Origin of the sequence: Lysobacter cavernae (assembly GCF_042648505.1) — a bacterium.
GTDB lineage: Bacteria > Pseudomonadota > Gammaproteobacteria > Xanthomonadales > Xanthomonadaceae > Lysobacter_L > Lysobacter_L cavernae.
On record NZ_JBHRXK010000001.1, the window covers coordinates 376,867 to 399,718 of the forward strand.

At 68.3% G+C, this 22,852-nt stretch carries 21 protein-coding genes; 10 read left to right on the plus strand and 11 right to left on the minus strand.

Annotation, left to right across the window (positions count from 1 at the left end; genetic code table 11):
- Positions 1-13: 13 nt before the first annotated feature.
- Entirely contained in the window at positions 14-937 is a 924-nt protein-coding gene (locus ACFOLC_RS01755) for a LysR family transcriptional regulator (protein ID WP_386757011.1), read from the plus strand.
- On the opposite strand, the gene ACFOLC_RS01760 is transcribed toward ACFOLC_RS01755, so the two are convergent.
- From ACFOLC_RS01760 to prmB, 7 genes are all read right to left on the minus strand, one after another.
- Complete coding sequence (locus tag ACFOLC_RS01760; RefSeq protein ID WP_386757012.1) at positions 925-1,593, minus strand: phosphoribosylanthranilate isomerase; 669 nt, start codon at positions 1,591-1,593, stop codon at positions 925-927. The two genes, ACFOLC_RS01755 and ACFOLC_RS01760, sit on opposite strands and share 13 nt — an antisense overlap.
- Positions 1,590-2,420, minus strand: coding sequence for a tRNA pseudouridine(38-40) synthase TruA (gene truA / locus ACFOLC_RS01765; protein ID WP_386757013.1), 831 nt, complete (start codon positions 2,418-2,420; stop codon positions 1,590-1,592). The genes ACFOLC_RS01760 and truA overlap by 4 nt, the downstream gene beginning before the upstream one ends.
- Position 2,421: 1 nt before the next feature.
- On the minus strand, positions 2,422-4,167 hold the full coding sequence (locus ACFOLC_RS01770) for a type IV pilus assembly protein FimV (RefSeq protein WP_386757015.1): 1,746 nt from the start codon (positions 4,165-4,167) through the stop codon (positions 2,422-2,424).
- Between the two features lie 93 nt (positions 4,168-4,260).
- A complete protein-coding gene (locus ACFOLC_RS01775) occupies positions 4,261-5,292 on the minus strand; it encodes an aspartate-semialdehyde dehydrogenase (RefSeq protein ID WP_386757016.1) in 1,032 nt (343 codons plus the stop codon).
- 128 nt (positions 5,293-5,420) lie between these two features.
- Entirely contained in the window at positions 5,421-6,443 is a 1,023-nt protein-coding gene (locus ACFOLC_RS01780) for a 2-hydroxyacid dehydrogenase (RefSeq protein WP_386757017.1), read from the minus strand.
- A 4-nt stretch (positions 6,444-6,447) separates the two neighbouring features.
- Entirely contained in the window at positions 6,448-7,539 is a 1,092-nt protein-coding gene (gene aroC, locus ACFOLC_RS01785; protein ID WP_386757019.1) for a chorismate synthase, read from the minus strand.
- A 284-nt stretch (positions 7,540-7,823) separates the two neighbouring features.
- Positions 7,824-8,756, minus strand: a complete 933-nt coding sequence (prmB, locus tag ACFOLC_RS01790; protein WP_386757021.1) for a 50S ribosomal protein L3 N(5)-glutamine methyltransferase — start codon at positions 8,754-8,756, stop codon at positions 7,824-7,826.
- Between the two features lie 105 nt (positions 8,757-8,861).
- On the opposite strand from prmB, the gene ACFOLC_RS01795 reads away from it, so the two are divergent.
- Positions 8,862-9,509, plus strand: a complete 648-nt coding sequence (locus ACFOLC_RS01795) for an SCO family protein (protein ID WP_386757022.1) — start codon at positions 8,862-8,864, stop codon at positions 9,507-9,509.
- A gap of 114 nt (positions 9,510-9,623) precedes the next feature.
- Entirely contained in the window at positions 9,624-10,475 is an 852-nt protein-coding gene (gene asd, locus ACFOLC_RS01800) for an archaetidylserine decarboxylase (protein WP_386757023.1), read from the plus strand.
- Between the two features lie 234 nt (positions 10,476-10,709).
- Here the strand turns inward: asd and ACFOLC_RS01805 are convergent, their stop codons facing one another.
- Positions 10,710-12,251, minus strand: coding sequence for a transglycosylase SLT domain-containing protein (locus ACFOLC_RS01805; RefSeq protein WP_386757024.1), 1,542 nt, complete (start codon positions 12,249-12,251; stop codon positions 10,710-10,712).
- 220 nt (positions 12,252-12,471) lie between these two features.
- Here ACFOLC_RS01805 and ACFOLC_RS01810 point away from each other — a divergent pair, with 220 nt between their 5' ends.
- From ACFOLC_RS01810 to ACFOLC_RS01820, 3 genes are all read left to right on the plus strand, one after another.
- A complete protein-coding gene (locus tag ACFOLC_RS01810) occupies positions 12,472-13,986 on the plus strand; it encodes a helicase HerA-like domain-containing protein (protein ID WP_386757025.1) in 1,515 nt (504 codons plus the stop codon).
- Positions 13,987-14,026: 40 nt separating this feature from the next.
- On the plus strand, positions 14,027-14,515 hold the full coding sequence (locus tag ACFOLC_RS01815) for a copper resistance protein NlpE (RefSeq protein WP_386757026.1): 489 nt from the start codon (positions 14,027-14,029) through the stop codon (positions 14,513-14,515).
- A gap of 134 nt (positions 14,516-14,649) precedes the next feature.
- Complete coding sequence (locus ACFOLC_RS01820) at positions 14,650-15,909, plus strand: hypothetical protein (protein ID WP_386757027.1); 1,260 nt, start codon at positions 14,650-14,652, stop codon at positions 15,907-15,909.
- Between the two features lie 83 nt (positions 15,910-15,992).
- On the opposite strand, the gene ACFOLC_RS01825 is transcribed toward ACFOLC_RS01820, so the two are convergent.
- Positions 15,993-17,465: a rhomboid family intramembrane serine protease gene (locus ACFOLC_RS01825; protein ID WP_386757028.1), complete on the minus strand. Its 1,473-nt coding sequence runs from the start codon at positions 17,463-17,465 to the stop codon at positions 15,993-15,995.
- Positions 17,466-17,614: 149 nt separating this feature from the next.
- Here ACFOLC_RS01825 and greB point away from each other — a divergent pair, with 149 nt between their 5' ends.
- The 3 genes from greB (at position 17,615) to ACFOLC_RS01840 (ending at position 19,213) form a co-directional block, all read left to right on the plus strand.
- Positions 17,615-18,118 (plus strand): transcription elongation factor GreB, encoded by a 504-nt coding sequence (greB, locus tag ACFOLC_RS01830; RefSeq protein ID WP_386757029.1) that lies wholly within the window; start codon positions 17,615-17,617, stop codon positions 18,116-18,118.
- A gap of 71 nt (positions 18,119-18,189) precedes the next feature.
- Complete coding sequence (locus ACFOLC_RS01835) at positions 18,190-18,717, plus strand: phage tail protein (RefSeq protein WP_386757031.1); 528 nt, start codon at positions 18,190-18,192, stop codon at positions 18,715-18,717.
- Positions 18,718-18,721: 4 nt separating this feature from the next.
- A complete protein-coding gene (locus ACFOLC_RS01840) occupies positions 18,722-19,213 on the plus strand; it encodes a GNAT family N-acetyltransferase (protein WP_386757032.1) in 492 nt (163 codons plus the stop codon).
- Between the two features lie 4 nt (positions 19,214-19,217).
- Here the strand turns inward: ACFOLC_RS01840 and ACFOLC_RS01845 are convergent, their stop codons facing one another.
- Positions 19,218-19,748: a hypothetical protein gene (locus tag ACFOLC_RS01845; protein ID WP_386757033.1), complete on the minus strand. Its 531-nt coding sequence runs from the start codon at positions 19,746-19,748 to the stop codon at positions 19,218-19,220.
- A 358-nt stretch (positions 19,749-20,106) separates the two neighbouring features.
- Between ACFOLC_RS01845 and ACFOLC_RS01850 the strand changes: the two genes are divergently transcribed.
- Positions 20,107-21,342 (plus strand): MgtC/SapB family protein, encoded by a 1,236-nt coding sequence (locus ACFOLC_RS01850; protein ID WP_386757034.1) that lies wholly within the window; start codon positions 20,107-20,109, stop codon positions 21,340-21,342.
- A gap of 30 nt (positions 21,343-21,372) precedes the next feature.
- Here ACFOLC_RS01850 and rimO read toward each other — a convergent pair whose 3' ends face one another.
- Positions 21,373-22,704, minus strand: coding sequence for a 30S ribosomal protein S12 methylthiotransferase RimO (gene rimO / locus ACFOLC_RS01855; protein WP_386757035.1), 1,332 nt, complete (start codon positions 22,702-22,704; stop codon positions 21,373-21,375).
- Positions 22,705-22,852: the final 148 nt, after the last annotated feature.

The following is a 22,852-nucleotide window of genomic DNA, read 5'->3' on the forward strand; positions in this document are numbered from 1 at the left end:
ACTCACCAATCCGATGAGCCGCGACCTGCCCCCGTTGAATGCCCTGCGCGCCTTCGAGGCCGTCGCCCGCCTGGACAGCGTCAGCCGTGCCGCAGCCGAGCTGCACGTCACCCACGGCGCGGTCAGCCGCCATTTGCGAACGTTGGATGATGCCGTGGGCACTGCGTTGTTTATCCGCCAGGGCCGCGGTCTGGCGCTGACGCCCGCCGGGCGGCGCTTGCATGAGGCGGCCGAAGCAGCCTTCGACCCGTTGCGCACGGCCTGGGCGCAATTGCGCAGGCGCCCGGACCAGGCGCCGTTGGTATTGGGCTGCCCCGGCAGCGTGCTGGCGCGCTGGATGATCCCGCGCCTGGACCGTCTGGCGCGCGAGTTGCCCGACCTCAAGCTGCACCTGTCCGCCAGCGAGACCGCCCCGGATGCGCAGCTCGATGGACTCGACGCCGCCCTGCTGATCGCACAGCCGCCGTGGCCGGCCGACTGGCAGGTGCATGAACTGGCGCCGGAGCGCATCGGCCTGGTGCTGAGTCCGCACTGGCCGGGCGCCGGGCTCCTGCACAATGCGCCGCCGCAGGCGGTCCTGGAGCAGTCCCTGCTGCACACCACCTCGCGCCCACAGGCTTGGCGCGACTGGGCTGCGCGCTCGGGCCTGGACCCGGCAGCGTTGCGCCTGGGCACCGGCTTCGAGCATCTGTACTACCTGCTGGAAGCCGCCGTGGCCGGGCTCGGCGTGGCCATCGCGCCCGAACCACTGGTCAGCGAGGACCTGGCCGCCGGGCGCCTGCTGGCGCCATGGGGCTTCGTCGAAACCTCAGGATGCTGGGCGCTGTGCACGCCACGGCGGCGCCACGACCCACGCCTGGCGCAGCTGGCCGACTGGCTGCGTGAGGCACTGACGCAGGATGCTGCCGGCGCGCGGCGCCCGGATCAGCCGCTGTAGCAGTCGGCGCGGCGTACTTCCTCGACGAAACGCCGCATCTTGTCGCCGTCCTTGATGCCCGGCGCGCTCTCGATGCCGCTGGACACGTCCACGCCCCAGGGCTGCACGGCCAGGATCGCGTCGAACACGTTGTCGGCGGTGATGCCGCCGGCCAGCACGAACGGCTTGTCCATCGCCGCCGGCAGGCGTGCCCAGTCGAAGGTGTGGCCGCTGCCGCCACTGCCGCCGCGACGATGGCTGTCGAACAGGAAGCCAGCGGCAGCCGGGAACTGCGCGGGCAAAGCCGTCGCCGGCGTCGCCTGTGTTTCGTCACCCATCGCCACCGCCTTGAGGTAAGGCACGCCGAAGCTGCGGCAGAACGCGTCGTCCTCGCTGCCGTGGAACTGCAACAGGCTCGGCCGCACCTGGCGCACGACTTCGCGCACCTCGTCGGCCGGGTTGTCCATGAACAAGGCCACGGCATCGACCAGCGGCGCCAGCGCGATGCGCATCGCCCGCGCTTCTTCGGGCTCGAGCTGGCGTGGGCTGCCGTGGGCGAACACGAAGCCGATCGCATCCGCCCCCAGTTCGCAGGCCAGGCGCACGTCGCCCAGACGGGTCAGGCCGCAGAACTTGACGCGGGTGCGGAACAGCAGACGGTTGCCGGAAGCGCTCACAGCGTGACCTCAGCGGGAAGGCCCCATTCTGCGGGGTAGCGCGGACCGAGGAACACCAGCCCGGCCGACGGCGCGGTCGGCCCGGCGACGGTGCGGTCGCGGCCGGCCAGCAACTCGCCGATCCAGGCCTCGGGCTGCTCGCCGCACCCGACCGGCAACAGGCTGCCGACGATGTTGCGCACCATGTGGTGCAGGAAGGCGTTGGCCTGCACCTCGACCTCGACGACATCGCCATCGCGGCGCACGCGGATCGCCTGCAACTCGCGGCGTGCGTGCGGGGCCTGGCAGTGCACGGTGCGGAACGCCGAAAAGTCGTTCTCGCCGAGCAAGGCCTGCGCCGCGCGGTGCATGGCATCGGCGTCGAGCGGCCTGCGTTCCCAGCTCAGGTACTGGCGCCGCAGCGCCGGCCGCACCGCGCGGTTGAGGATGCGGTAGCGGTAGCGTCGCGCGCGTGCCGAAAAGCGTGCATGGAAATCGTCGGCGACCGGCACACACCAGCGCACGCACACCGCCGGCGGCAGGCGACTGGTGGCACCGAGCATCCAGCCGCGCGGGTCGCGCGTGGCCGGGCTGTCGAAATGCACAACCTGGCAGGCGGCGTGCACGCCGGCATCGGTGCGGCCGGCGCAGATCACCTCGATCGGGTGGCCAGCGACGAACGACAGCGCCGCCTCGACCGCGCTCTGCACGGTCGGCTCGCCGGGGCGGTCGGGCTCGCCGTGCTTGCTCAGCCGCTGCCAGCCGGAGAATTCGCCGCCGTCGTATTCGACGCCGAGGGCATGGCGCCGCGATGGCGGTGCGTCGGCGACGGGTACGGTCTCAGTCACGCTATTCCAGCTCTTGCAGCATCCGCGATGCCTGCTGGCGCGCGATCAGGTCGCCGTTGATCACGACCTCGCTGAGCAGTTGCCGGGCGCTGTCGTGATCGCCCAGGTCGAGATACGCGCGAGCGAGGTCCAGGCGCTCCTGTCCCGGCGGGGTCGCCAGCGACGGCTCGATCCGGCTCGATGCATCGGCGGTGGCCACGTGCCATGCCGGGGCTTTGGGTGCGACGGTGATCGGCGCCGGCCGCAACGGCTGTGCGATGGGCTCTGCTTCCAGTGCGAAGGCGGCGAACGACTCCGCCGGAGCATCAACCTCCTCCGCTTCTGCCGCCAAGGGTTCGACGATGACGGGCGCGGCCGCGGCCGCATCGGCACGCATTGGTGCCCGGAACACCGGTTTCGACGGCCGACGGCGCAACAGCCAGCCGCCGAGCACGGCCAGCAGCACGCCACCGCCGATCGCCCACGGCCACACGGCGCCTGCGGCGGCGCCCTGATCCTGGTTGCTCTTGGCGAGCCGCTGCTGCGCCGCGGCCAGCTCGCTGTCCTTCATCGCGATCAACTGCTGCTGTTTGCCCTGCAACTGTTCGAGTTCGGCGATGCGGCCCTTCAGCTCCTGCAGTTCGGCCTCGCGTGCGGCCAGGGTCTCCTGGTTCTGTACAAGTTCCTGTCGCAGCATGTCGCCCTCACCACCGGCGTTGATGCCGGACTGTGTTCCCGCCTGGGTGGCGCTGCTGGCGCCAGGCGGAACGATTTCCAGCCGCGCGTCGGCGTGGCTCGATGCCGAGGTCATGGCCGTGGCCGCCTCGCCGGCGGCCGCTCCCGCAACCAGGCCGGCGTCGGTCGCCGGTTGTGGCACGGCGCGGCGCGCCTGGCGCCACTGCTGCACCTGCTGGCTGACGATCTGGCTGGCCTGGGCCGCATCGAGGCTGGCCAGCTCCTGGCCCGCGGGCACCTGCAGCACCGCCCCCGCCTTCAAGCGGTTGATGTTGCCGCCGATGAATGCCTCGGGATTGGCGCGCAGCAGCGCGATCATGGTCTGGTCGAGCGTGTAGCCGTTGCCGGCATCGAGTCGGCTGGCGATCTCCGACAACGTATCGCCGCGGCGCACCGAGTAGGCGTCGCCGTCGATGGCGGCCGCCGGCACGCGCGCCGGTGTCGCCACTACGACTGGCGCTGGCGCCACGGGCACGGCGTTGTCCGGCGTCTGCGCCACGGCATCGACCTCGGCGTTGCCCGGCGGATCTGCCGGTGCCGGGTCGGCGGCGGATTCGGGCGGCCGTTCGATCGTGTTCGGCGCCGCCACCACAGCCTCGTCGATGGCGGGCTGCAACGGCGCCGAGACCGTGCGCGGCGCATCCAGCAGCGCCGAGTACTCGCGCACCAGGCGGCCCTGCCCCCAGTCCACCGACACCAGGAAGATCAGCACCGGGTCGGTGACCGGCTGCTCGCTGGTGACGCGGATCACCGGGTTGCCGGTGGCATCGAGCGCCGAGGCGAACTGCAGGTCGGCGACGATGCCGGTCGGCGGCTGCAGACCGATGCGGGCGAAAGTGAGCGGCGAAGCCAACTCGGCCTGCACGTTCTCCAGCTCGCCCGGATCGCTGGACACGATCGGAATCTCGGCCAGCAGCGGCTGGCCAAGCTTGGATTTGACCTCGATCTGGCCCAGACCGAGCGCGGCCGCGGTGCCGCTGGCCAATGCCAGCGCCATCGCCAATGCCGTACGCACGTAATGCTTCACAACCATCCCATTGCCTGGATCCCCGGCGGGGACTCTAGCCGCCGCCGGGGCCCGGACGCAATGCAATCCATCGCGGGACGCCTTGGGATCGGCCCCGGATCAGCCGTTCGCGCGCTCGGCCAGCACCAGTTCGGCCAGTTGCACCGCGTTCAGCGCCGCGCCCTTGCGGATGTTGTCGGAGACGATCCACAGGTTGATCGCGCGCGGGTGCGAGTAGTCCTCGCGGATGCGGCCGACGTAGACCGGATCGGTGCCCGAGGCATGCGTGACCGGAGTCGGGTAGCCGCCGGCCCTGGGCTCGTCGACGACCTCCACGCCCGGCGCGGTCGACAGCATCTGCCGCACTTCGGCCGCGCTGATCTTGACCCGGGTTTCGACGTTGACCGCCTCGGAATGCCCGTAGAACACCGGCACGCGCACCGCGGTCGGGTTCACCTGGATGCTGTCATCGCCGAGGATCTTGCGGGTTTCCCACACCAGCTTCATCTCTTCCTTGGTGTAGCCGTTGTCCTGGAAGTCGTCGATGTGCGGGATCAGGTTGAAGGCGATCTGCACCGGGAAACGCTCCGGCTGCGGGTCCTGGAAGTTCAACAGCGCGCCGGTCTGGCGGCCTAGTTCTTCCAGCGCCGAGCGCCCGCCGCCCGACACCGACTGGTAGGTCGCCACGTTGATGCGCTCGATGCCGACCTTGCGGTGGATCGGCGCCAGCGCGACCAGCATCTGCATGGTCGAGCAGTTGGGGTTGGCGATGATGCCGCGCGGGCGGTTCTTGACCTGCTCGGGATTGACCTCCGACACCACCAGCGGCACGTCCTCGTCGTAGCGGAACGCCGAGGAGTTGTCGATCACCACCGCGCCGGCGGCGGCGAACTTCGGCGCGTATTCCTTGGACACGCTGCCGCCGGCCGAGAACAGGGCGATGTCGACGCCGCTCGGGTCGAACGCGGCCAGGTCTTCCACCACCAGAGTTTTCGCGCCGAACTCGATTTTCTCGCCGGCCGAGCGCTCGCTGGCCAGCACGTGCAAGGTGCCAATGGGGAATTTTCGCTCGACGAGGATCTTCAGCATGGTCTCGCCGACCGCGCCGGTTGCACCGACGATGGCTACGTTGCAGGAGTTCTTGGCGTTCATTGGTTCCTTGATGGTCCTGGTTGGAAGCCGCCGGACCCATTCCGGCGGGTGTTGCGATTGAGAAGGTGGCCCGGAGGGCCAGGTGAGGGCAAGCGCGGCAACGTTCGGCAACCGATGTGCGCCCGCCCTCACCCCTCTCCCGCACGCGCGCGAGGGGCTTTCAGTGCATCGACATTCACGGGCGTCGGCGGACGCCCTGCATCCGGCCCAAAGCCCAACGCCGCGATCAGATTGTCTACCGCCAGCGCCACCATCGCCCGACGCGTGGCCAGGCTGCCGCTGGCGATGTGCGGGGTCAGCACGACGTTGCGCAGCGCCAGCAGGCGCGGATTCACCGCCGGCTCACCCTCGAACACGTCGAGACCGGCCGCGGCCAGCCTGCCGCCGGTCAGGGCGTCGGCCAGCGCGTCTTCGTCGACGAGACCACCGCGGGCGATGTTGGTCAGCGTCGCAGTTGGCTTCATCTTGGCCAGCGCCGCGGCATCGATCAGGTGATGCACCTGCGGTGAGTACGGCAGCACCAGCACCAGGTGATCGGCGCGCGCGAGCAGTTCATCAAAATCCACGTACTCGGCGCGACACTCGCGCTCGACCGCCTCCGGCAGGCGGCTGCGGTTGTGGTACAGCACGCGCATGCCGAAACCGGCCGCACGCCGGGCGATGCCCTGCCCGATCCGGCCCATGCCGAGGATGCCCAGCGTCGCGCCATGCACGTCGCTGCCGAGCAGCGTCTCGAAACTCCACTGCCGCCAGAGGCCGTCGCGCAGCCAGCGCTCGGCCTCGCTGATGCGGCGCGCGGTGGCCATCATCAGTGCGAAACCGAAATCGGCGGTGGTTTCGGTGAGCACGTCCGGGGTATTGGTGATGAGGATGCCGGCCTGCGTCAGCGCCGTCACGTCGAGATTGTTGTAACCCACGCCGACGTTGGCGATCGCGCGCAGGCGGGGGGCGTCGGCGACTTCGGCCGCGCCGATCGGGTCGTTGAGCGTGACCAGGGCGCCGTCGACCTCGCGCAGCGCCGCGGCGATGGCCTGCGGTGAGTGCTGCGTCACTTCGGGCGTGGCGATGACATCGGCATGCGGCTGCAGCCGCGCCACGATGTCGGCGAACAGCGGCTGCGACACCCAGACGCGTTGACGTGCCGCGGCCATTCGCTCAACCCGGGATGCGCGGCGTAATCGCGCCGATGTCGCCGCACTGCGCGCGGTGACGCAGCGCCTGATCCATCAGTACCAGCGCCACCATCGCCTCGCAGATGGGCGTCGCGCGGATGCCGACGCAGGGGTCGTGGCGACCGGTGGTGACCACCTCGACCACGTTGCCGTGGGTGTCGAGGCTGTCGACCGGCAAGCGCAGGCTCGAGGTCGGCTTGAACGCGGTCGAGCAGCGCAGCGCCTGACCGGTGCTGATGCCACCGAGGATGCCGCCAGCGTGGTTGGAGGCGAAACCGTCGGGCGCCATGTGATCGCGGTGTTCGCTGCCCTTCTGCGACACCACGGCAAAACCGTCACCGATCTCCACACCCTTGACCGCATTGATGCTCATCAACGCCGCGGCCAGTTCGCCGTCGAGCTTGCCGTAGATCGGCTCGCCCCAGCCCGGCGGCAGGCCGGTGGCGATCACGTCGACGCGCGCGCCGACGGAGTCGCCAGACTTGCGCAGCGCGTCCATATACAGCTCCAGCTCCGTCACCTGGCGCGCATCGGGCCAGAAGAACGGGTTGCCCTCGACCACCGACAGGTCGACATCGTGCGGCACGATCTCGCCGATCTGCGACAGGAAGCCCTGCACGCGCACGCCGTGATGCTGCGCCAGCCACTTCTTGGCGATCACGCCGGCGGCGACGCGCATCGTCGTCTCGCGCGCGGACGAGCGCCCGCCGCCGCGCGGGTCGCGGATGCCGTACTTCTGCCAATAGGTGTAGTCGGCGTGGCCCGGGCGGAACTGCTCGGCGATCTTGTTGTAATCCTTGCTGCGCTGGTCGGTGTTGCGGATCAGCAGCGCGATCGGCGTACCGGTGGTGACGCCCTCGTACACGCCACTGAGGATCTCGACCTCGTCGGCCTCGTGCCGTTGCGAGGTGTGACGCGTGCGGCCGGTGGCACGGCGCTCCAGGTCATGGCGGAAGTCCTCGGGCGCGATCGCGATGCCTGGCGGGCAGCCGTCGATCACGCAGCCGATCGCCGGGCCGTGGCTTTCGCCGAAGGTGGTTACCGAGAGGAGTTTGCCGAAGGTGTTGCTGGACACGGGTGATCCTGTCGATACCGTTGCCTTGAGCGCCGCACTCTAACAACCAAAGATGGTTGCTGCAGGAACTTTGCGCTGCCTTGAATTCGCCGTTTTGAATCAGGCCGTCATTCCTGCCTTGTTGATCCGACCCCCAAACAAGTCGTTGTAGGAGCGGCTTCAGCCGCGAGCTTTGGGTGGACGCCCCGTAGAACATGCGAAAAGCTCGCGGCTGAAGCCGCTCCTGCATGAAACAAGAATTCGGGACGAATCAATAGCGGGAACGACGGAACACCGATCCGATCTCACCCGCGCGCGTCGGCCAGTTCCTTGATCCGCGCGTGGTGCTCGACCAGGTCGGCACGTTCAGCCACGAAGATGCCCATCTGCCCGACCTTGAACTCGACCCAGGCCAACGGCAGTTCCGGCAGCAGTTCGGCCAGCGCCCGCTCGGCTTCGCCGACTTCGCAGATCAGCACGCCGCCCTCGCTCAGGTGCGCCGGCGCATCGCGCAGGATCTTCAGCGCCAGATCGAGGCCGTCGTCACCGGCGCGCAGGCCGAGTTCGGGCTCGTAGGAGTATTCCTGCGGCAGCGCATCGGTCTCGTCGTTGGTGACGTACGGCGGATTGGTCACGATCAGGTCGTAGACCTCGCCCTGCAGCTGCTTGAACAGGTCCGACTTGCGCAGCGTGACGTTGCCGGCGTGCAGACGGGTCTTGTTCTCGGCTGCCAGCGCCAGGGCATCGTCGTTGATGTCGACGCCGTCGACCTGCCAGTCCGGGTGGTAATGGCCCGTCGCAATCGCGATGCAGCCCGAGCCGGTGCACAGGTCGAGCACGCGGTGCACCTCGCGGCCGCCGAGCCAGGGCTCGAAGCCGGACTCGATCAGCTCGGCGATCGGCGAGCGCGGCACCAGCGCGCGCGGGTCGCTCTTGAAGCTGAGCCCGGCGAACCAGGCCTCACCGGTCAGGTACGCGGCCGGAACGCGCTCGTTGATGCGGCGCTCGAACAGCGCCAGCACCTGGGCCTTCTCGGCCCCGGTGACCTTGGAGGCGCCGTAGACCGGGCTGAGGTCATGCGGCAGGTGCAGCGCGTGCAGCACCAGCTGGGTGGCCTCGTCGAGGGCGTTGTCGTAGCTGTGACCGAAGGTCAGCCCGGCCGCGTTGAAACGGCTGCCGCCGTAGCGGATCAGGTCGATGATCGAGACCTGCTCAAAATTCACGGAATCGGCCGTCATATCAGGGCTTTGCAGAGGGGGCTGGCGATTATAGCGGCCGCCGCCCGCTATCATGCCCGCGCGCCCCAGACGGGGGCCCGCCATCGGAACTGCCCGGAATCGCCCATGTTCAATCGCACAACGGTTTATGTCCTGATCGCCGCCGTCGCTGCCGCGCTTGGCCTGTGGGCTGCACAGCGCTATTTCGGCCACACCGCCCCCTCGAAATGGCCGCAGACCCAGGCCGTGCGCCTGTTCGAGCCGCCGCGCGTGCTGCCGGCGTTCTCGCTGCGCCAGTCCGACGGCACGCCGCTGGTGCCGGGCGAGCTCAAGGGCCACTGGACGCTGGTGTTCCTCGGCTTCACCCACTGCCCGGACATCTGCCCGACCACCCTGGCCGAGATGGCCAAGGCGCAGAAGCAGTGGGCGGCGCTACCGGAATCGACCCGCCCGCGCGTGCTGTTCGTCTCGGTCGACCCCGAGCGCGACACCCCGGACCGCATCGGCGAGTACGCCCACGCCTTCCACAAGGACACCCTGGCCGCGACCGCCGACGTCCCCGCACTGGAAGGCTTCGCCAAGTCGCTGAGCATGGTGTTCGCCAAGGTGCCGCCGCCGGAGGGCATCCCGGCCGACCAGTACAGCGTCGACCACAGCGCCACGATGGCGCTGCTCGACCCGCAGGGCCGCATGGCCGGCATCGTCCAGCCGCCGCTGGACCCGCTGGCGATCGCCGCGGACCTGACGGCGCTGACGCAAGCCGCCACCAACTAAGCACCAACGCCGTCACTCCCGCGCAGGCGGGAGCCCAGCGCCTTCGACGCGCAGGACGGCATCGGCAAGTCACTGGATCCCCGTCCTAGCGGGGATGACGAGCAAAACAAACCCATGAGCCTGATTACCACCCTCACCTACGCCTTGCCGCACCGCCTGCTGTCATCGATGGCGCGCGCATTGGCCTACTCGGACAATCCGACCGTCAGCCGCTGGCTGATCGACACGGTGACCCGCAAGTTTGGCGTCAACCTCGCCGAGGCCGCGCAGCCCGACCCGCGCGCCTACCCCAGCTTCAACGCCTTCTTTACCCGCGCCCTGAAGCCCGGCGCGCGCGTGGCCGATGCCGATCCGAACACTCTGCTGATGCCGGCCGACGGCCGCATCAGCCAGTGCGGCCCGATCGACAATGGCCGCATCTTCCAGGCCAAGGGCCAGTCGTTCACTGCCGCCGAACTGCTCGGCGACGACGCTGCAGCCGAGCCGTTCCGCAACGGTCTGTTCGCCACCGTGTACCTGTCGCCGAAGGACTACCACCGCGTGCACATGCCGTGGACCGGCACCCTGCGCGAGACCGTGCACGTGCCCGGCCGTCTCTTCAGCGTCGGTCCGAAGGCAGTGCAGCACGTGCCGCGGCTGTTCGCCCGCAACGAGCGGCTGGTCTGCCACTTCGACACCGATTTCGGCCCGATGGTGATGGTGATGGTCGGCGCGCTGCTGGTGTCCGGCGTCGAAACCGTCTGGAGCGGCGTCGAGATACCGCGCTACGGCGATGCGATCACGGTCAAGGATTACCGCGGCGCGAACATCACCCTGGAGCGCTTTGCCGAGATGGCGCGCTTCAACTACGGCTCGACCGTGATCGTGCTGCTGCCGCCAGGCGTGGCGGCGCTCGACACTGCCCTGCAGGCCGAATCGCCGGTGCAGCTGGGCGAAGTGCTGGCGCGGCGCATCGACGCAGCGTAGTCGTCGTCATCCCCGCGAAGGTGGGGTTTCGAGCTTGTCTTCCGGCGACTTGATGACTTCGAGGTCTCCACGAAGCGAAGTCCATGGATCTTCGATCCCCGGCCATCGGGCATAGCCCGATGGCGCTCAACACCGTGCGAGCCAGTGGCTCGCACGCAGCAGCGCATCGCCCCGCCTTCGCGGGGATGACGTACGAGGAAGCCCCCGCCGTGGCGGGAATGACCAACCAGCGAATTACCCGTCGCAGCCTTCCAGCTTGATCTTCTGTCCCGGTCGGATCGCGTAACGCGGTGCCTTGAGCTTGTTGACCTTGGCCAGGTCACCGGTGTCGCACTGGAACTTCTGCGCGATAGCCGTCAGCGTCTCGCCGGTTTGCACCGTGTAGGACGTCGGCCGCGCCGGCTTGGGCGGGGTGGCCGGTGCTGCCGTGCTGGCAACGCCGGCCCCCTCGCTTTCGGTTACGACATCGGCATCGTCCGTCACCGGCGTTACCGGCCCGGTGCGCACGATCGCCGAGCGCGCGTCGCTCATCACCAGCGTGTGCGCCAGCTGGGCGCGCTGGCCCTGCACGCACCAGCGGTTGTACAGGCCGACGATCCTGGTGGTGGCGTTGAGCGAGGTGCCAGCCGACAGCCAGCTGTCCGCCTGGTAACGCGGGTTGAGGTTGCGCAGCGCGCGCATGTAACCCTCGCGGGTGCCGCCGTTGCCGAGGCAGATGGTCAGCTCGTAGATCGAGCTGGGCTTGCTCAGGCGCAGGGTCGCCGGGCGCGAATCGACCTTGGGGAAGGTCAGTCCGTATTCCTTCGGGTGCAGGAACAGCCAGGCCGCGGCGATCACCATCGGCACGTAGTCGCGGGTCTCCGTCGGGAACTGGTTGTAGACCGACTCGTCCCAGAAATTGCGGCCGCCGCTGCCGTTGTAGACGCGCTGCGCACGGCCCTCGCCGCCGTTGTAGGCGGCAAGCGACATCTCGATGCTGTTGTTGAGCACGCCCAGGCGCTCGTTGAGGTAGCGGGCACTGGCCTCGGCCGCCGAACGCGGGTCGTAGCGGGTGTCGAAGCCGCTGCCGTCGTCACCGAGACCAAAACGCTTGCCGGTGGCATACATGAACTGCATCGGCCCGGCGGCGCCGGCACGCGAGGTCGAGTGCACCCGGCCGTTCGACTCCTTGGCCATGATCCCGAACAGCAGCGCTTCGGGCAGGCCAGCACGCTCGAACTGCGGCCACATCAGTTGGCGCATGTACTGGTAGTTCTCGTAGCTGTCGATCAGCGACGGCCGCATGTCGGTCAACCAGCGGCGGATGCCGGCCTGCACGGCCGGGTTGTACTGCACCATCTTCACGAAGCGCTGGCCGTCGGCATTGAGCAACGCCGCGGCGCGTGCGGCCTCGGGCACGTCGGCGGCGAGCGAGCCGGCTTCGTCGCCGACGCCATCCTCGGGGGCTTCGTCACCGGCTGCGGTGTCGGCGTTGCGCTTGAGCAGGCGTTTGTAACCGGCCAGCATGGTCGTCGCCGAACAGCCCTTCTGCTTGACGCAGGCGGCCATCACGTCCTCCATGTCCTCCAGCGCGGCATCGACCTCGCTGCGGCCGCTCGGGTCGGCGTTGCCGATCTTCACCAGGCCCAGGCGGTAGCGGCTTTCGGCCGCCTGCATGCGCTGGTCGAGGGCCTCGACCGCGCTCTGGTCGCGCTTGGACAAGGCGCTTGCATCGAAGGACAGTGCAGCAAACGTCAGCGCAACGAGCGCGCCGGAAGTACGGGCAAATGCGGGCATGGACGGCAGGCGATACGGGGAGCCGCAGAGTAGCCCCGCGCCATGAAAACCGGCAAGCGCGACAGCCGCGGCCCCGCTGCTGGACGCATCGACGGGCAAAGCGGACGGGTGTCCACGGCCTTTTCGCGCGGGTGCGGTCCAACCCCAACGCGGGCAGGAGCTCCCTCACCGGTTTCGCGATTCGCGCATAGAATCGGGAGACTTCCACACGGAACCGGACATGGACCCGATCCTCATCGGCAAGGCCGTCACCACGCCCGAGAGCGGACAGGTTTTCCTGCTGCCCAAGTTCGGCAATCGCCACGGCCTGGTCGCCGGTGCCACCGGCACCGGCAAGACCGTCACCCTGATGACCCTCGCCGAAGGCTTCTCGCGGCTCGGCGTGCCGGTGTTCCTGGCCGACGTGAAGGGCGACGTCGCCGGGCTCGCCGTCGCCGGTACCAGCAACGACAAGCTGCAGGCGCGCGTGGCCGAGATCGGTGTCGCCGGCTACAGCAACGAAGCCAATCCGACGGTGTTCTGGGACCTGTTCGGCAAGCTCGGCCATCCGGTGCGCACCACGGTCAGCGAGATGGGACCGACCCTGCTCTCGCGCATCCTCGAACTCAACGACACGCAAAGCGGCGTGCTCGACATCGTGTTCAAGCTGGCCGACGACCGCGGCCTGCTGCTGCTCGACCTGGAAGACCTGCGCGCCCTGCTCGGCCTGGTCGCCGAGGAACGCAAGGACGTGTCCACCCGCTATGGCCTGGTCAGCACGCAATCGATCGGTGCGATCCAGCGCTCGCTGCTGCGCCTGGAGTCCGAAGGCGGTGAGGTGTTCTTCGGCGAGCCGGCGCTCGAACTCGTCGACCTGATGCGCACCACTCCCGACGGCCGCGGCGTGGTCAACATCCTCGCCGCCGACCAGTTGATCCTGAAGCCGCGCCTGTATTCGAGCTTCCTGCTGTGGCTGCTGTCGGAGCTGTTCGAGAACCTGCCCGAGGTCGGCGACCTCGACAAGCCGAAGCTGGTGTTCGTGTTCGACGAGGCGCACCTGTTGTTCGACGACGCACCGCCGGCGCTGCAGCAGCGCGTCGAGCAGGTGGTGCGGCTGATCCGCTCCAAGGGCGTGGGCGTGTACTTCTGCTCGCAGTTCCCCGACGACGTGCCCGACAACATCCTCGGCCAGCTCGGCAACCGCGTGCAGCACGCGCTGCGTGCGTTCACCCCGCGCGACCAGAAGGCGGTGCGCACTGCCGCGCAGACCTTCGTGCCCAACCCGGCACTCGACGTGGCCGAGGCGATCTCCAAGCTCGGCACCGGCGAGGCACTGGTGTCGACGCTGCAGGACAAGGGCATCCCGATGCCGGTCGAGCGCACCCTGGTCGCGCCACCGCGCTGCCGCATGGGCGCGATCACCGAGGCCGAGCGCAGCCAGGTCCGCAGCGGCAGCCCGGTCGGCCATAAGTACGACACCCGCGTCGATCGCGAATCCGCGTCCGAAATGCTGACAAAGAAAGTCGAGGCCGCCGCCGAACAGGCCAAGGCGCCGCCGGCGCGCACGCGCGAGCAGGACGACGCCGAGGAAGGCGGCTTCGGCCAGGCGGTGAAGGACGCAGTATTCGGTACCAAGCGCCGCCAGGGTATGGTCGAGACCATGGCCAAGCAGGCTTCGCGCACGGTCGGCAACCAGATTGGCCGGCAGATCCTGCGCGGCCTGTTGGGCGGCATCTTTGGCGGCAGTCGCCGCTGATGCTTCCCTCTTCTTCCCACCCCCGGATGGAGCCCAGAGAATGAACCAGAAGCTGTTGATCCTCGCTTGCGCCAGCCTCGTCGTCCTCGCCGCGTGCAAGCCACCCACGCCCGCCGAGCCGACGGCCGCACCCGCCACGGCACCCACCGACAGCACCGCACCCGCCGTCAGTACCGACCCGGCCAAGCCCGCCGAATTCGACATCAAGGCTTTTGCCGGCACCTTCAGCGGCACCCTGCCCTGCGCCAGTTGCCCGGGCATCGACACCCGGCTCGAACTGGCCGCCGACGGCAGTTATCGGATCGACGAGACCTATCAGGACGAGAAGGACGGCCAGTTCAAGGGCGACGGCACCTGGACCGCCGAAGAAAACGGCAAGCGCCTGCGCCTGGACCCGAACAGCAAGAGCGACCAGGACCGCCTCTACGAAGTCGTGTCGAACGACGAGATCCGCATGCTCGACCAGGCGGGCAAGTCGATCCAGAGCGAGTTCAACTACAGCCTCAAGCGCGCCACCGTCGCGAAGTAATCGCCACGTTACGGACGGCAAAGGCGGCCTCGCATCGGGCCGCCTTTGTCTTGCCCGGGACACGCACGGCCGATGGCGCAGCAAACTGCCCAACCCGATGACATGCCACTGACCACGCAAGGACGCTGCCCACCATGACCCGCTCCTCTACGCCCGCCACGCCGATCCCGTTCTGGCATCGCCTGCGCCCGATCATGCTGTACCCCGTGCGTGGCGCGGCCTTGTACACGCTGATCGCATTGACCCTGTGCAGCCTGCTCGGGCTGATACCGGTGCTGGGCTGGATCGTCTCGATCCTGGTCTGGCTGGCGGCCTACAAGTATGCGTTCGAGGTCCTGCGCGCCACTGCCGACGGCCGCATGGATCCCCCCGAAAGCGTGCTGGCGGTGGACGATGGCGTGGTCTGGCGGCTGATCGCCCTGCAACTGATCTGCATCGTGGTGATCGCGTTCGCGCTGATCATCGGCGGGCCGGTGATCGGCCTGCTGAGCATCGTCGTGATCGCCTTCCTGCAGCCGGGCTGCATCATGTCGCTGGCCATCGACGGCAGCCTGCGCCACGCCATCAACCCGTCGACCTCGTTCGGGGTGATCGCCCGGGTCGGCTGGCCCTACCTGGCGGTGTTCGGCTTGCTGTTCGTGATCCAGGCGAGCGCGGCCACCGCCGGCAGCTGGATGTCGAAGATCATGCCGCCGGTGGTGGGCGACCTGACCCTGACCCTGGTGTCGTTCTGGGGCCTGTTCGCCGCGTTCCACCTCATGGGCTATCTGGTCTACCAGTACCACGAGGCGCTGGGCTTCGAGCCGGACAGCCACCACCAGGGTGCGCCGGCCCTGCACGACCGCGACAGCGAACTGCTCGAACACGCGCAGGACCTGATACGCGACGGCAACAACGACGCGGCACTGGAACTGTTGCGCAGCGAGACGCGCAGCCGCGCCGTCAACCTGGACACTCACGAGCTCTACCACCGCCTGCTGCGCCAGGGCGCGAACACCGCCGAGCGCAGCGAGCACGCGCGCCAGTACCTCAACCTGCTGATGCTGGAGAAGCAGGACCGCCGCGCCCTCGGCCTGTTGCGCGAGGCCCTCGACGCCGATCCCGACCTCGTGCCGATGCAGGACGAACACGGCGAACGCCTCGCCGAACGCGCACGTGAAGCCGGCCAATCCCAGCTTGCGCTCGACACGCTGCGCGCGATGCTGCGCGGGCATCCGCGCAGTCCGGCGGCACCACGTTGGGGGCTCGCCGCTGCCCTGTTGCTGGTCGATCGCTTTGGTCGCGACGACGAGGCCCGCGACCTGCTGGAGCAGGCCCTGGCACGCTGCGAGGATCCGTCGTTGCAGGAGAAACTGGAAGCGGCCCTCAAGCCGCTGCGCGCGACACCAGCCTGAGGCAACGCTGATCAAGTTGCTTTTGCTCGTCATTCCGGCAAAGGCGGGAATGACGACACTTGCTCAGCGTTGCCCTGATCGACTCAACCCGCGCCACTCAGTTCGTTCTCAAGCAGAAAACGCGCCTTCGCCGCCTGCGGTTGCTGTGGGTGGCGTTCGATCAGTTCACGCAGGGCGCGCGCCTGCGCCTGGCTCGCCTGACGGTCGCGGTAACCCAGCGCCAACTCGAACCACAGTTGCGCCTGCGAAGCCGACGAGGACGCACCGACCTCGCCGTCGATCAGCAGCGCCTGCACCGGATCGAGCGCACCGATGCCGATCCAGCGCCTGGCCAGCGCATGGCGTTGCGTCTCGTCCAACGCCGCGCCGGCCGCGTCCAGCGCGGTCACTGCCTCGCGTTGCACCTGCACGCCGTCGGCATCGCCGGGCGCGATGGCCAGTAATTCACCACTGCGCTGCACCAGCCGGTCGCGGCGGCCCGAATTGCGCGCCACCCGGTACAGCGCCACGCGCACGTCGAAACGTTGCGGTTGTTCCTGCGCCAGCTCTACCAGCAGCGCTTCCGCCTCGGCCAACTGCATCCGGCCCAGGTGTGCCTGCGCACGCTCCCAGCGCGTGTCCGGCGCGGCGGCCGCATCATCCTGCATGAAGCCAACGCGCACCTGGCCGAGGCCCACCAGCACCGCACCGAGCAGCGCGCCGCTGACCAGGCCGCCGGCGTGGGCATCGAAGCCGACGCCAAGGTCGTCGTTGACCAGCAGGTTGTAGACCTCCCAGCCCAGCCAGGCCGGCAGCAGCCAGATTGCCGGCGCCCGCACGTAGTCGAAGATCACGCCGAACCAGTAGAAGAACCGCACCGGTCGCCATCCCCAGATCACGCAGAACGCCCCCATCAGGGCCGCAATCGCACCGGACGCACCCAGCCCGCCACCGGCTTCGCCCCAGCGCCACAGCAGCGACGCGGCGCTGGCGCCCATTGCGCCAAGCAGGTACACCCCGATGAAGCGCATCGGTCCAAGCGCACCCTCGACCAACAAGCCCAACGCCAGCAGGAATACCATGTTGCCGATCAGGTGCATCGCGTCGCCGTGCAGGAACGCGGCCGCGAGCATGCGCCACGGGTCGACCTCGGAGCTGCGCAGGATGTACCGCAGGGTGAACACCTTGCCCTGCAACGCTTCGTAATCGGCACGCAACGGCCGCCACTGCGCCATCGCGTCCTGGCTCGCGAGCAGGCTGCCACTGTGCAGGGCCCGGGCGAATGCCACATCGGTCATCGTGTGCAGGCCGACGTAAGCGGCGCGCTGGCGCTGCGGCACATCACTCAACTCGGCCAGGGCTTCGTTCTGCCCGGTGTCGCGCAGATAGCTCTCGTAGGCCTGGGCCTCGATCCGCCCCAGGCCCGACTGCAGGTAATACGCCTGCGCCTGCTTCATGGCCGGCTCGTCACCTGCCTGCAACGCGAAAAACACGAACGCGTTGATGACCACCAGCAACACGGTCGCAAACGGGAAGTTGGCGCGCGTGAACGGCCGATGCAGTGGCAGGATCAGCATGACAGGCTTGGCATGATGCGAATCGACCGGAACGTGGCCCCCCGGCAAGCGTCGACGATCGCTCGGGGGCAATGCAAGACGGCAGTCCGCGCTTGAACTCGGCGCCCGGCTTTGGCATAAGCCGCTCTCCCGCATTCGATGACACCACCATGGGCCGTTGGCGCCCCCCTGCCGAAAAAAGCACCGCGCTGATCACCCGCGAGGGCCACGACCGCCTCAAGGCCGAACTCGACGAGCTGTGGCGCGTGAAGCGTCCCGAGGTCGTCAAGGCCCTGGCCGCCGCTGCGGCCGAGGGTGACCGCTCCGAGAACGCCGAGTACACCTACCGCAAGAAACAGCTCGGCGAGATCGACCGGCGTGTGCGCTACCTGAGCAAGCGCGTGCCGGCGCTGCGCGTGGTCGAGACCACGCCGAGCGACCCCGAGGCAGTGTTCTTCGGTGCCCAGGTCGAGATCGAGAACGTCGCCAACGGCGAGAGCCAACGCATGCGCATCGTCGGCCCCGACGAAACCGACGCCCGCCGCGGCTTCATCAGCATCGACTCGCCGTTGGCGCGGGCGATGCTGAAAAAGCGCCTGGACGATGAGTTCGAGGCGATGCTGCCGGGCGGAGCGGTCCGGTTCGTGATCGTCGAGGTGAGCTACCCCGACTGACGAGTCGGCAGCACGTCCGGATCCGCGATACCCCCGCTTTGGAATGAGGACACCCTCAGCGTGCCAGCGCCATGGCCCAGCTCACCGTCAATCCGCAGCGCTTCGATCCCTACAAGGATTTCAAGTTCCGGGTGAAATGGGACGGCCGCTACGTCGCAGGCGTCCACCGCATCAGCGCCCTGCGCCGCACCACCGAGGTCATCGAGCACCGCGAGGGCGGCGACCCGAGCAGCAGCCGAAAGTCCCCCGGCCGCACCGAGTACGAAGCGATCACGCTGGAGCGTGGCCTCACTCACGATCCCGAGTTCGAGCAGTGGGCGAACCGGGTCTGGAACCTCGGTGCCGGCCCCGGTGCCGAGGTCTCACTCAAGGACTTTCGCAAGGACATCGTGATCGAGCTGTACAACGAGGCCGGGCAGCGGGTGATGGCCTACAAGGTGTTCCGCTGCTGGGTGTCCGCGTACCAGGCGCTGCCTGAACTCGATGCCCATGCCGGCGCGGTCGCTGTCGAGAGCATCACCCTCGAAAACGAGGGCTGGGAACGCGACTACACCGTGGAGGAACCACAGGAGCCTTCCTGCCTCGACCCGAACCGCTGAGACCATGGCGCTGCACGTACGCGCCGTGGTGACCCGCCGCGCCACGCCGACCGACGCGGCCGCCATCAGCGCGCTGACACTGGCCCTGACGCGGCGCTGGATCGCCCCGGACTGCACCCAGGAAGGCGCCGGCCTGCTGCTGGCATCGATGGGAACGCAACCGACACTGGCCCGCATCCAGTCCGGTTACCGCTACCTGGTCGCCGAGCAAGGCACGGTGCTGCTCGGCGTCGCGGCATTGCAACTGCCGCACCACCTCTACCATCTCTTCGTCGCCGATGCCGCACAGCACCAAGGTCTGGCACGCCGACTGTGGGACGCGTTGCGCGACACCGATCACCACGCCATGCAGCCAGCGGGATACACCGTCAACGCGGCGCGCCATTCGATTGCGGCCTACCGCCGGCTCGGTTTCGTCGCGGAAGGACCGGAACAGGCCACGCAAGGCATACCGTCAACGCCGATGCGCTGGCGCGGCCAAATCGACATCCGCTGAACCGTCATCCGTGCGCGACGCCGTGATGCCCGTCCTTACGCGCGAAACGCTGCGCGCATGTCGCATAGGTCGCACCGAGCACGGCACCGAACGCCAGGTGGGTGGCGATCGAGACCCAGTGGCGCGCCTCGGCAAACCACGGGAACCACAGCGTAAAGCCGTAGAAGTTCACCAGGTACAACAGCAGTCCGAAGCCGGCACCCAGCATCGTGTCGGCCACCACCGAGCGGCCCTTGGCGACGAACGCGAACACCAGTGCGTAGGCCAGCGACAAGACGACATGGACCACGATGGCGGCACTGACGGCGGTGGTGTCGAAGGTGTCCGGCGGTGGCAGCACGCTCCGCCCCATGGTGATGGCCGCGATCATCCGCGGCGGCACCCACGCGCTCATCCCCATGAACAACGGCGTCAGGATCAGTTCCAGCACCAGGAACACCGCGCCCGCAGCCAAGCCGGCCCAGAGAATCGCCTTGGCCGATATATGGGATCCGGGCACCGTGAGGTGGAGCTTGTTGGCGATGGTGGTAGGCATAAACCCTCCTCGCGCAACGTCCAGCATCGGCCGACGTATCCGATCCGGAATCGGCCGTAGGTCGCGCTGGGATTATCAGACCACGACGACTGTTACCCCGTCGTAGAGACGCTTAACCGCCGCCAGAGCCGGAATTTCGGCCAGAGATCATGGGCTGTCCGTGTCAGGAGCGCGCTGCCGGGTAATGCGGCATCGAGCCGTGGACTCGCGGCAATCGCTCACGTAGGACGCGTGTTCGGTATCGCGGAAGGCGCCTGCCACGCGATCACGCCCTCGCTACCTCCCACGGCTGTGAAGCCGACAGTTTGATTGCAGCCAATCACCTTAAGATGCGACAGCCCCCAGAAAAACTCCGAACGTGCCCTTCACTCTTGTGCTGCAAGGACTGTTGACCGCCATCGCGATCGGCCTGTTGATCGGCGTCGTGCGCGAACGTCACCACCACGGCGATACCGTCGCCGTGGCCGGTGTGCGCACCCACACCCTCATCGCCATCTGCGCCGCCGTCGCAATCGGTTTCGGCACCGCCGCCTTCATCGCCCTGCTGCTTGCCGTGGCGGCGCTGGCACTGGGCGGGTACCTGCGAACTCGCGCGACCGATCCCGGGCTTACCGGCGAAACAGCCCTGCTCGCGACCGCCCTGCTGGCCGCGTTGGCGCAGCGCGATGCCGCGCTAGCCGGCGGGTTGGGCGTGACTGTCGCGATCCTACTGTTTGCCAAGCGCCCACTGCAACGGTTCGCGCGCGACATCGTCAGCGAGCACGAAGTGCAGGACGCGCTGCTGCTCGCGGCATCCGCGCTGATCGTGCTGCCGATGTTGCCCGACACCGCCATCGACCCATGGGGCGTGCTGGTGCCGTCGAAGCTGTGGCAACTGGTGGTGCTGGTGATGGCGGTGGGCATGCTCGGTCACATCGCCCTGCGCAGTGTCGGCGGGCGCTGGGGACTGCCGGTCGCCGGTTTCTTTTCCGGCTTTGCCTCTTCCACCGCTGCGGTCGCCGGATTCGGTCAGCGCAGCCGCGACGAACCCACGTTGACCGGATCGGCGGCCTCGGCCGCGATCCTGGCCAACCTGGCCTCGCTGGCCCTGTTCGCCGGCATCATCGGCACCGCCGCACCCGCGCTGTTGCGGGCCGGTGCCTGGCCACTGGCCGCGGCCGCGCTGGTGCTGGCCATCACCGCCCTGGTCGGCCTGCATCGACACCAGACCGCCCCGAGCCTGCCGAAGGAGCCATCGGCGCGCGCCTTCCGGCTCAGCCACGCCCTGTTGCTGGCGGCCCTGATCGCCGCAGTGCTGGTGGTTTCGGCCTGGCTGCGCAGCCTGTTCGGCGACGCTGGCGCCCTGATAGCGGCAATGCTGGTGGCACTGGCGGAGCTGCATGCGGCCGCGGCCAGCGTCGCCCAGCTCAGCGCGGCCGGCGATCTCAGCCTCGATCACGCCCGCCTCGGCGTGGCTGGCCTGCTCACCGCCAGCGCGATAGCCAAGACCGTACTGGCGTTTGCCAGCGGCAGCCGCCGCTACGCTTTTGAAGTGGGCGCCGGCCTGATCGGCATGGCCGTGGCCTGCGCGCTGGTGACTTTACTCACGCGCTGAACGCAGCGCGCGGCCCGGTCATTCCCGGGCTCAGTCGTCGAACGCGACTTCGCCGTAGAGGTCGTGCTCGTCGCTGCCCATGATCTCGACATCGACGAACTCGCCCGGCTTGAGGCCGGCCTCGAAACCGTTCTGGATCTGCACCAGGCCGTCGATCTCGGGCGCGTCGGCCATCGAGCGCGCGATCGCCAGTTCGCCGTCGAGTGCATCGACCAGGCAGCGCTGGGTGGTGCCGACCTTGGCTTCGAGCTTGGCCGTGGAGATCTCGGCCTGGCGCTCCATGAAGCGCGCCAGGCGCTCCTGCTTGACTTCTTCCGGCACCGGATCGGGCAGCGCGTTGGCGCTGGCACCATCGACCGGCGAATAGGCGAACGCGCCGACGCGGTCGAGCTGGGCCTCGTCGAGGAAGTCGAGCAGTTCCTCGAACTCGGCCTCGGTCTCGCCCGGGAAGCCGACGATGAAGGTGCTGCGGATGGTGATGTCCGGGGCGATACCGCGCCAGCGCGCGATGCGCTCCAGCGTCTTGTCGACCGCACCGGGCCGCTTCATCAGCTTGAGCACGCGCGGGCTGGCGTGCTGGAACGGGATGTCGAGGTACGGCAGGATCTTGCCGTCGGCCATCAGCGGAATGATGTCGTCGACGTGCGGGTACGGGTAGACGTAGTGCAGGCGCGTCCAGATGCCCAGTTCGCTCAGGCCTTCGCACAACGCCTTCATGCGGGTCTGGTAGGCCTGGCCGCGCCACTCGCGCGGCGCGTACTTCACGTCGACACCGTAGGCCGAGGTGTCCTGCGAGATCACCAGCAGTTCCTTCACCCCGCCCATCGCCAGCTTCTCGGCCTCGCGCAGCACTTCGTCGACCGGGCGCGACACCAGGTCGCCGCGCATCGAGGGGATGATGCAGAAGCTGCAACGGTGGTTGCAGCCTTCGGAAATCTTCAGGTAGGCGTAGTGCTTCGGGGTCAGTTTGATGCCGGTGTCCGGCACCAGATTGATGAACGGGTCGTGCTTCGGCGGCAGCGCCGCATGCACGGCGCCCATCACGCTGGCGTAGTCCTGCGGCCCACTGATCGACAGCACGCCCGGATGCGCCTCGCGGATCTGCTCGGGTTTCTTGCCCAGGCAGCCGGTGACGATGACCTTGCCGTTCTCGGCGATCGCCTCGCCGATCGCGTCCAGCGACTCGGTCACGGCCGAGTCGATGAAACCGCAGGTGTTGACCACGACCACATCGGCCGCGTCGTAGCTGCGCACGATGTCGTAGCCCTCGACCTTGAGCTGGGTGAGGATGCGTTCGGAATCGACCAGTGCCTTGGGGCAACCGAGGCTGACGAAACCGACTTTGGGATTGGCTAGGGACATGACGTGCCGTGCAGGGAGCGAAGAGGAAACACGCCGCTGAAGCCCGCGCGAGAGGCGCGGGCGTGCGAGGGGCGCACAAAGAGCGCGGATTATAGCCTCGGGGCTAGAATCGACCCTGCCCGCTCCCCCGCCAAACTGAACGAACCCC

What these genes read in the sequence shown, in the direction of transcription:
- greB (WP_386757029.1), top strand. Translation starts at nt 17,615, where the DNA reads ATGGGCCGTTGGCGCCCCCCTGCCGAAAAAAGCACCGCGCTGATCACC.
- ACFOLC_RS01820 (WP_386757027.1), top strand. Translation starts at nt 14,650, where the DNA reads ATGACCCGCTCCTCTACGCCCGCCACGCCGATCCCGTTCTGGCATCGC.
- ACFOLC_RS01795 (WP_386757022.1), top strand. Translation starts at nt 8,862, where the DNA reads ATGTTCAATCGCACAACGGTTTATGTCCTGATCGCCGCCGTCGCTGCC.
- asd (WP_386757023.1), top strand. Translation starts at nt 9,624, where the DNA reads ATGAGCCTGATTACCACCCTCACCTACGCCTTGCCGCACCGCCTGCTG.
- ACFOLC_RS01815 (WP_386757026.1), top strand. Translation starts at nt 14,027, where the DNA reads ATGAACCAGAAGCTGTTGATCCTCGCTTGCGCCAGCCTCGTCGTCCTC.
- ACFOLC_RS01825 (WP_386757028.1), bottom strand. Translation starts at nt 17,465, where the DNA reads ATGCTGATCCTGCCACTGCATCGGCCGTTCACGCGCGCCAACTTCCCG.
- ACFOLC_RS01755 (WP_386757011.1), top strand. Translation starts at nt 14, where the DNA reads ATGAGCCGCGACCTGCCCCCGTTGAATGCCCTGCGCGCCTTCGAGGCC.
- ACFOLC_RS01835 (WP_386757031.1), top strand. Translation starts at nt 18,190, where the DNA reads ATGGCCCAGCTCACCGTCAATCCGCAGCGCTTCGATCCCTACAAGGAT.
- ACFOLC_RS01770 (WP_386757015.1), bottom strand. Translation starts at nt 4,167, where the DNA reads ATGGTTGTGAAGCATTACGTGCGTACGGCATTGGCGATGGCGCTGGCA.
- ACFOLC_RS01840 (WP_386757032.1), top strand. Translation starts at nt 18,722, where the DNA reads ATGGCGCTGCACGTACGCGCCGTGGTGACCCGCCGCGCCACGCCGACC.
- ACFOLC_RS01775 (WP_386757016.1), bottom strand. Translation starts at nt 5,292, where the DNA reads ATGAACGCCAAGAACTCCTGCAACGTAGCCATCGTCGGTGCAACCGGC.
- prmB (WP_386757021.1), bottom strand. Translation starts at nt 8,756, where the DNA reads ATGACGGCCGATTCCGTGAATTTTGAGCAGGTCTCGATCATCGACCTG.
- ACFOLC_RS01845 (WP_386757033.1), bottom strand. Translation starts at nt 19,748, where the DNA reads ATGCCTACCACCATCGCCAACAAGCTCCACCTCACGGTGCCCGGATCC.
- ACFOLC_RS01810 (WP_386757025.1), top strand. Translation starts at nt 12,472, where the DNA reads ATGGACCCGATCCTCATCGGCAAGGCCGTCACCACGCCCGAGAGCGGA.
- ACFOLC_RS01780 (WP_386757017.1), bottom strand. Translation starts at nt 6,443, where the DNA reads ATGGCCGCGGCACGTCAACGCGTCTGGGTGTCGCAGCCGCTGTTCGCC.
- ACFOLC_RS01805 (WP_386757024.1), bottom strand. Translation starts at nt 12,251, where the DNA reads ATGCCCGCATTTGCCCGTACTTCCGGCGCGCTCGTTGCGCTGACGTTT.
- rimO (WP_386757035.1), bottom strand. Translation starts at nt 22,704, where the DNA reads ATGTCCCTAGCCAATCCCAAAGTCGGTTTCGTCAGCCTCGGTTGCCCC.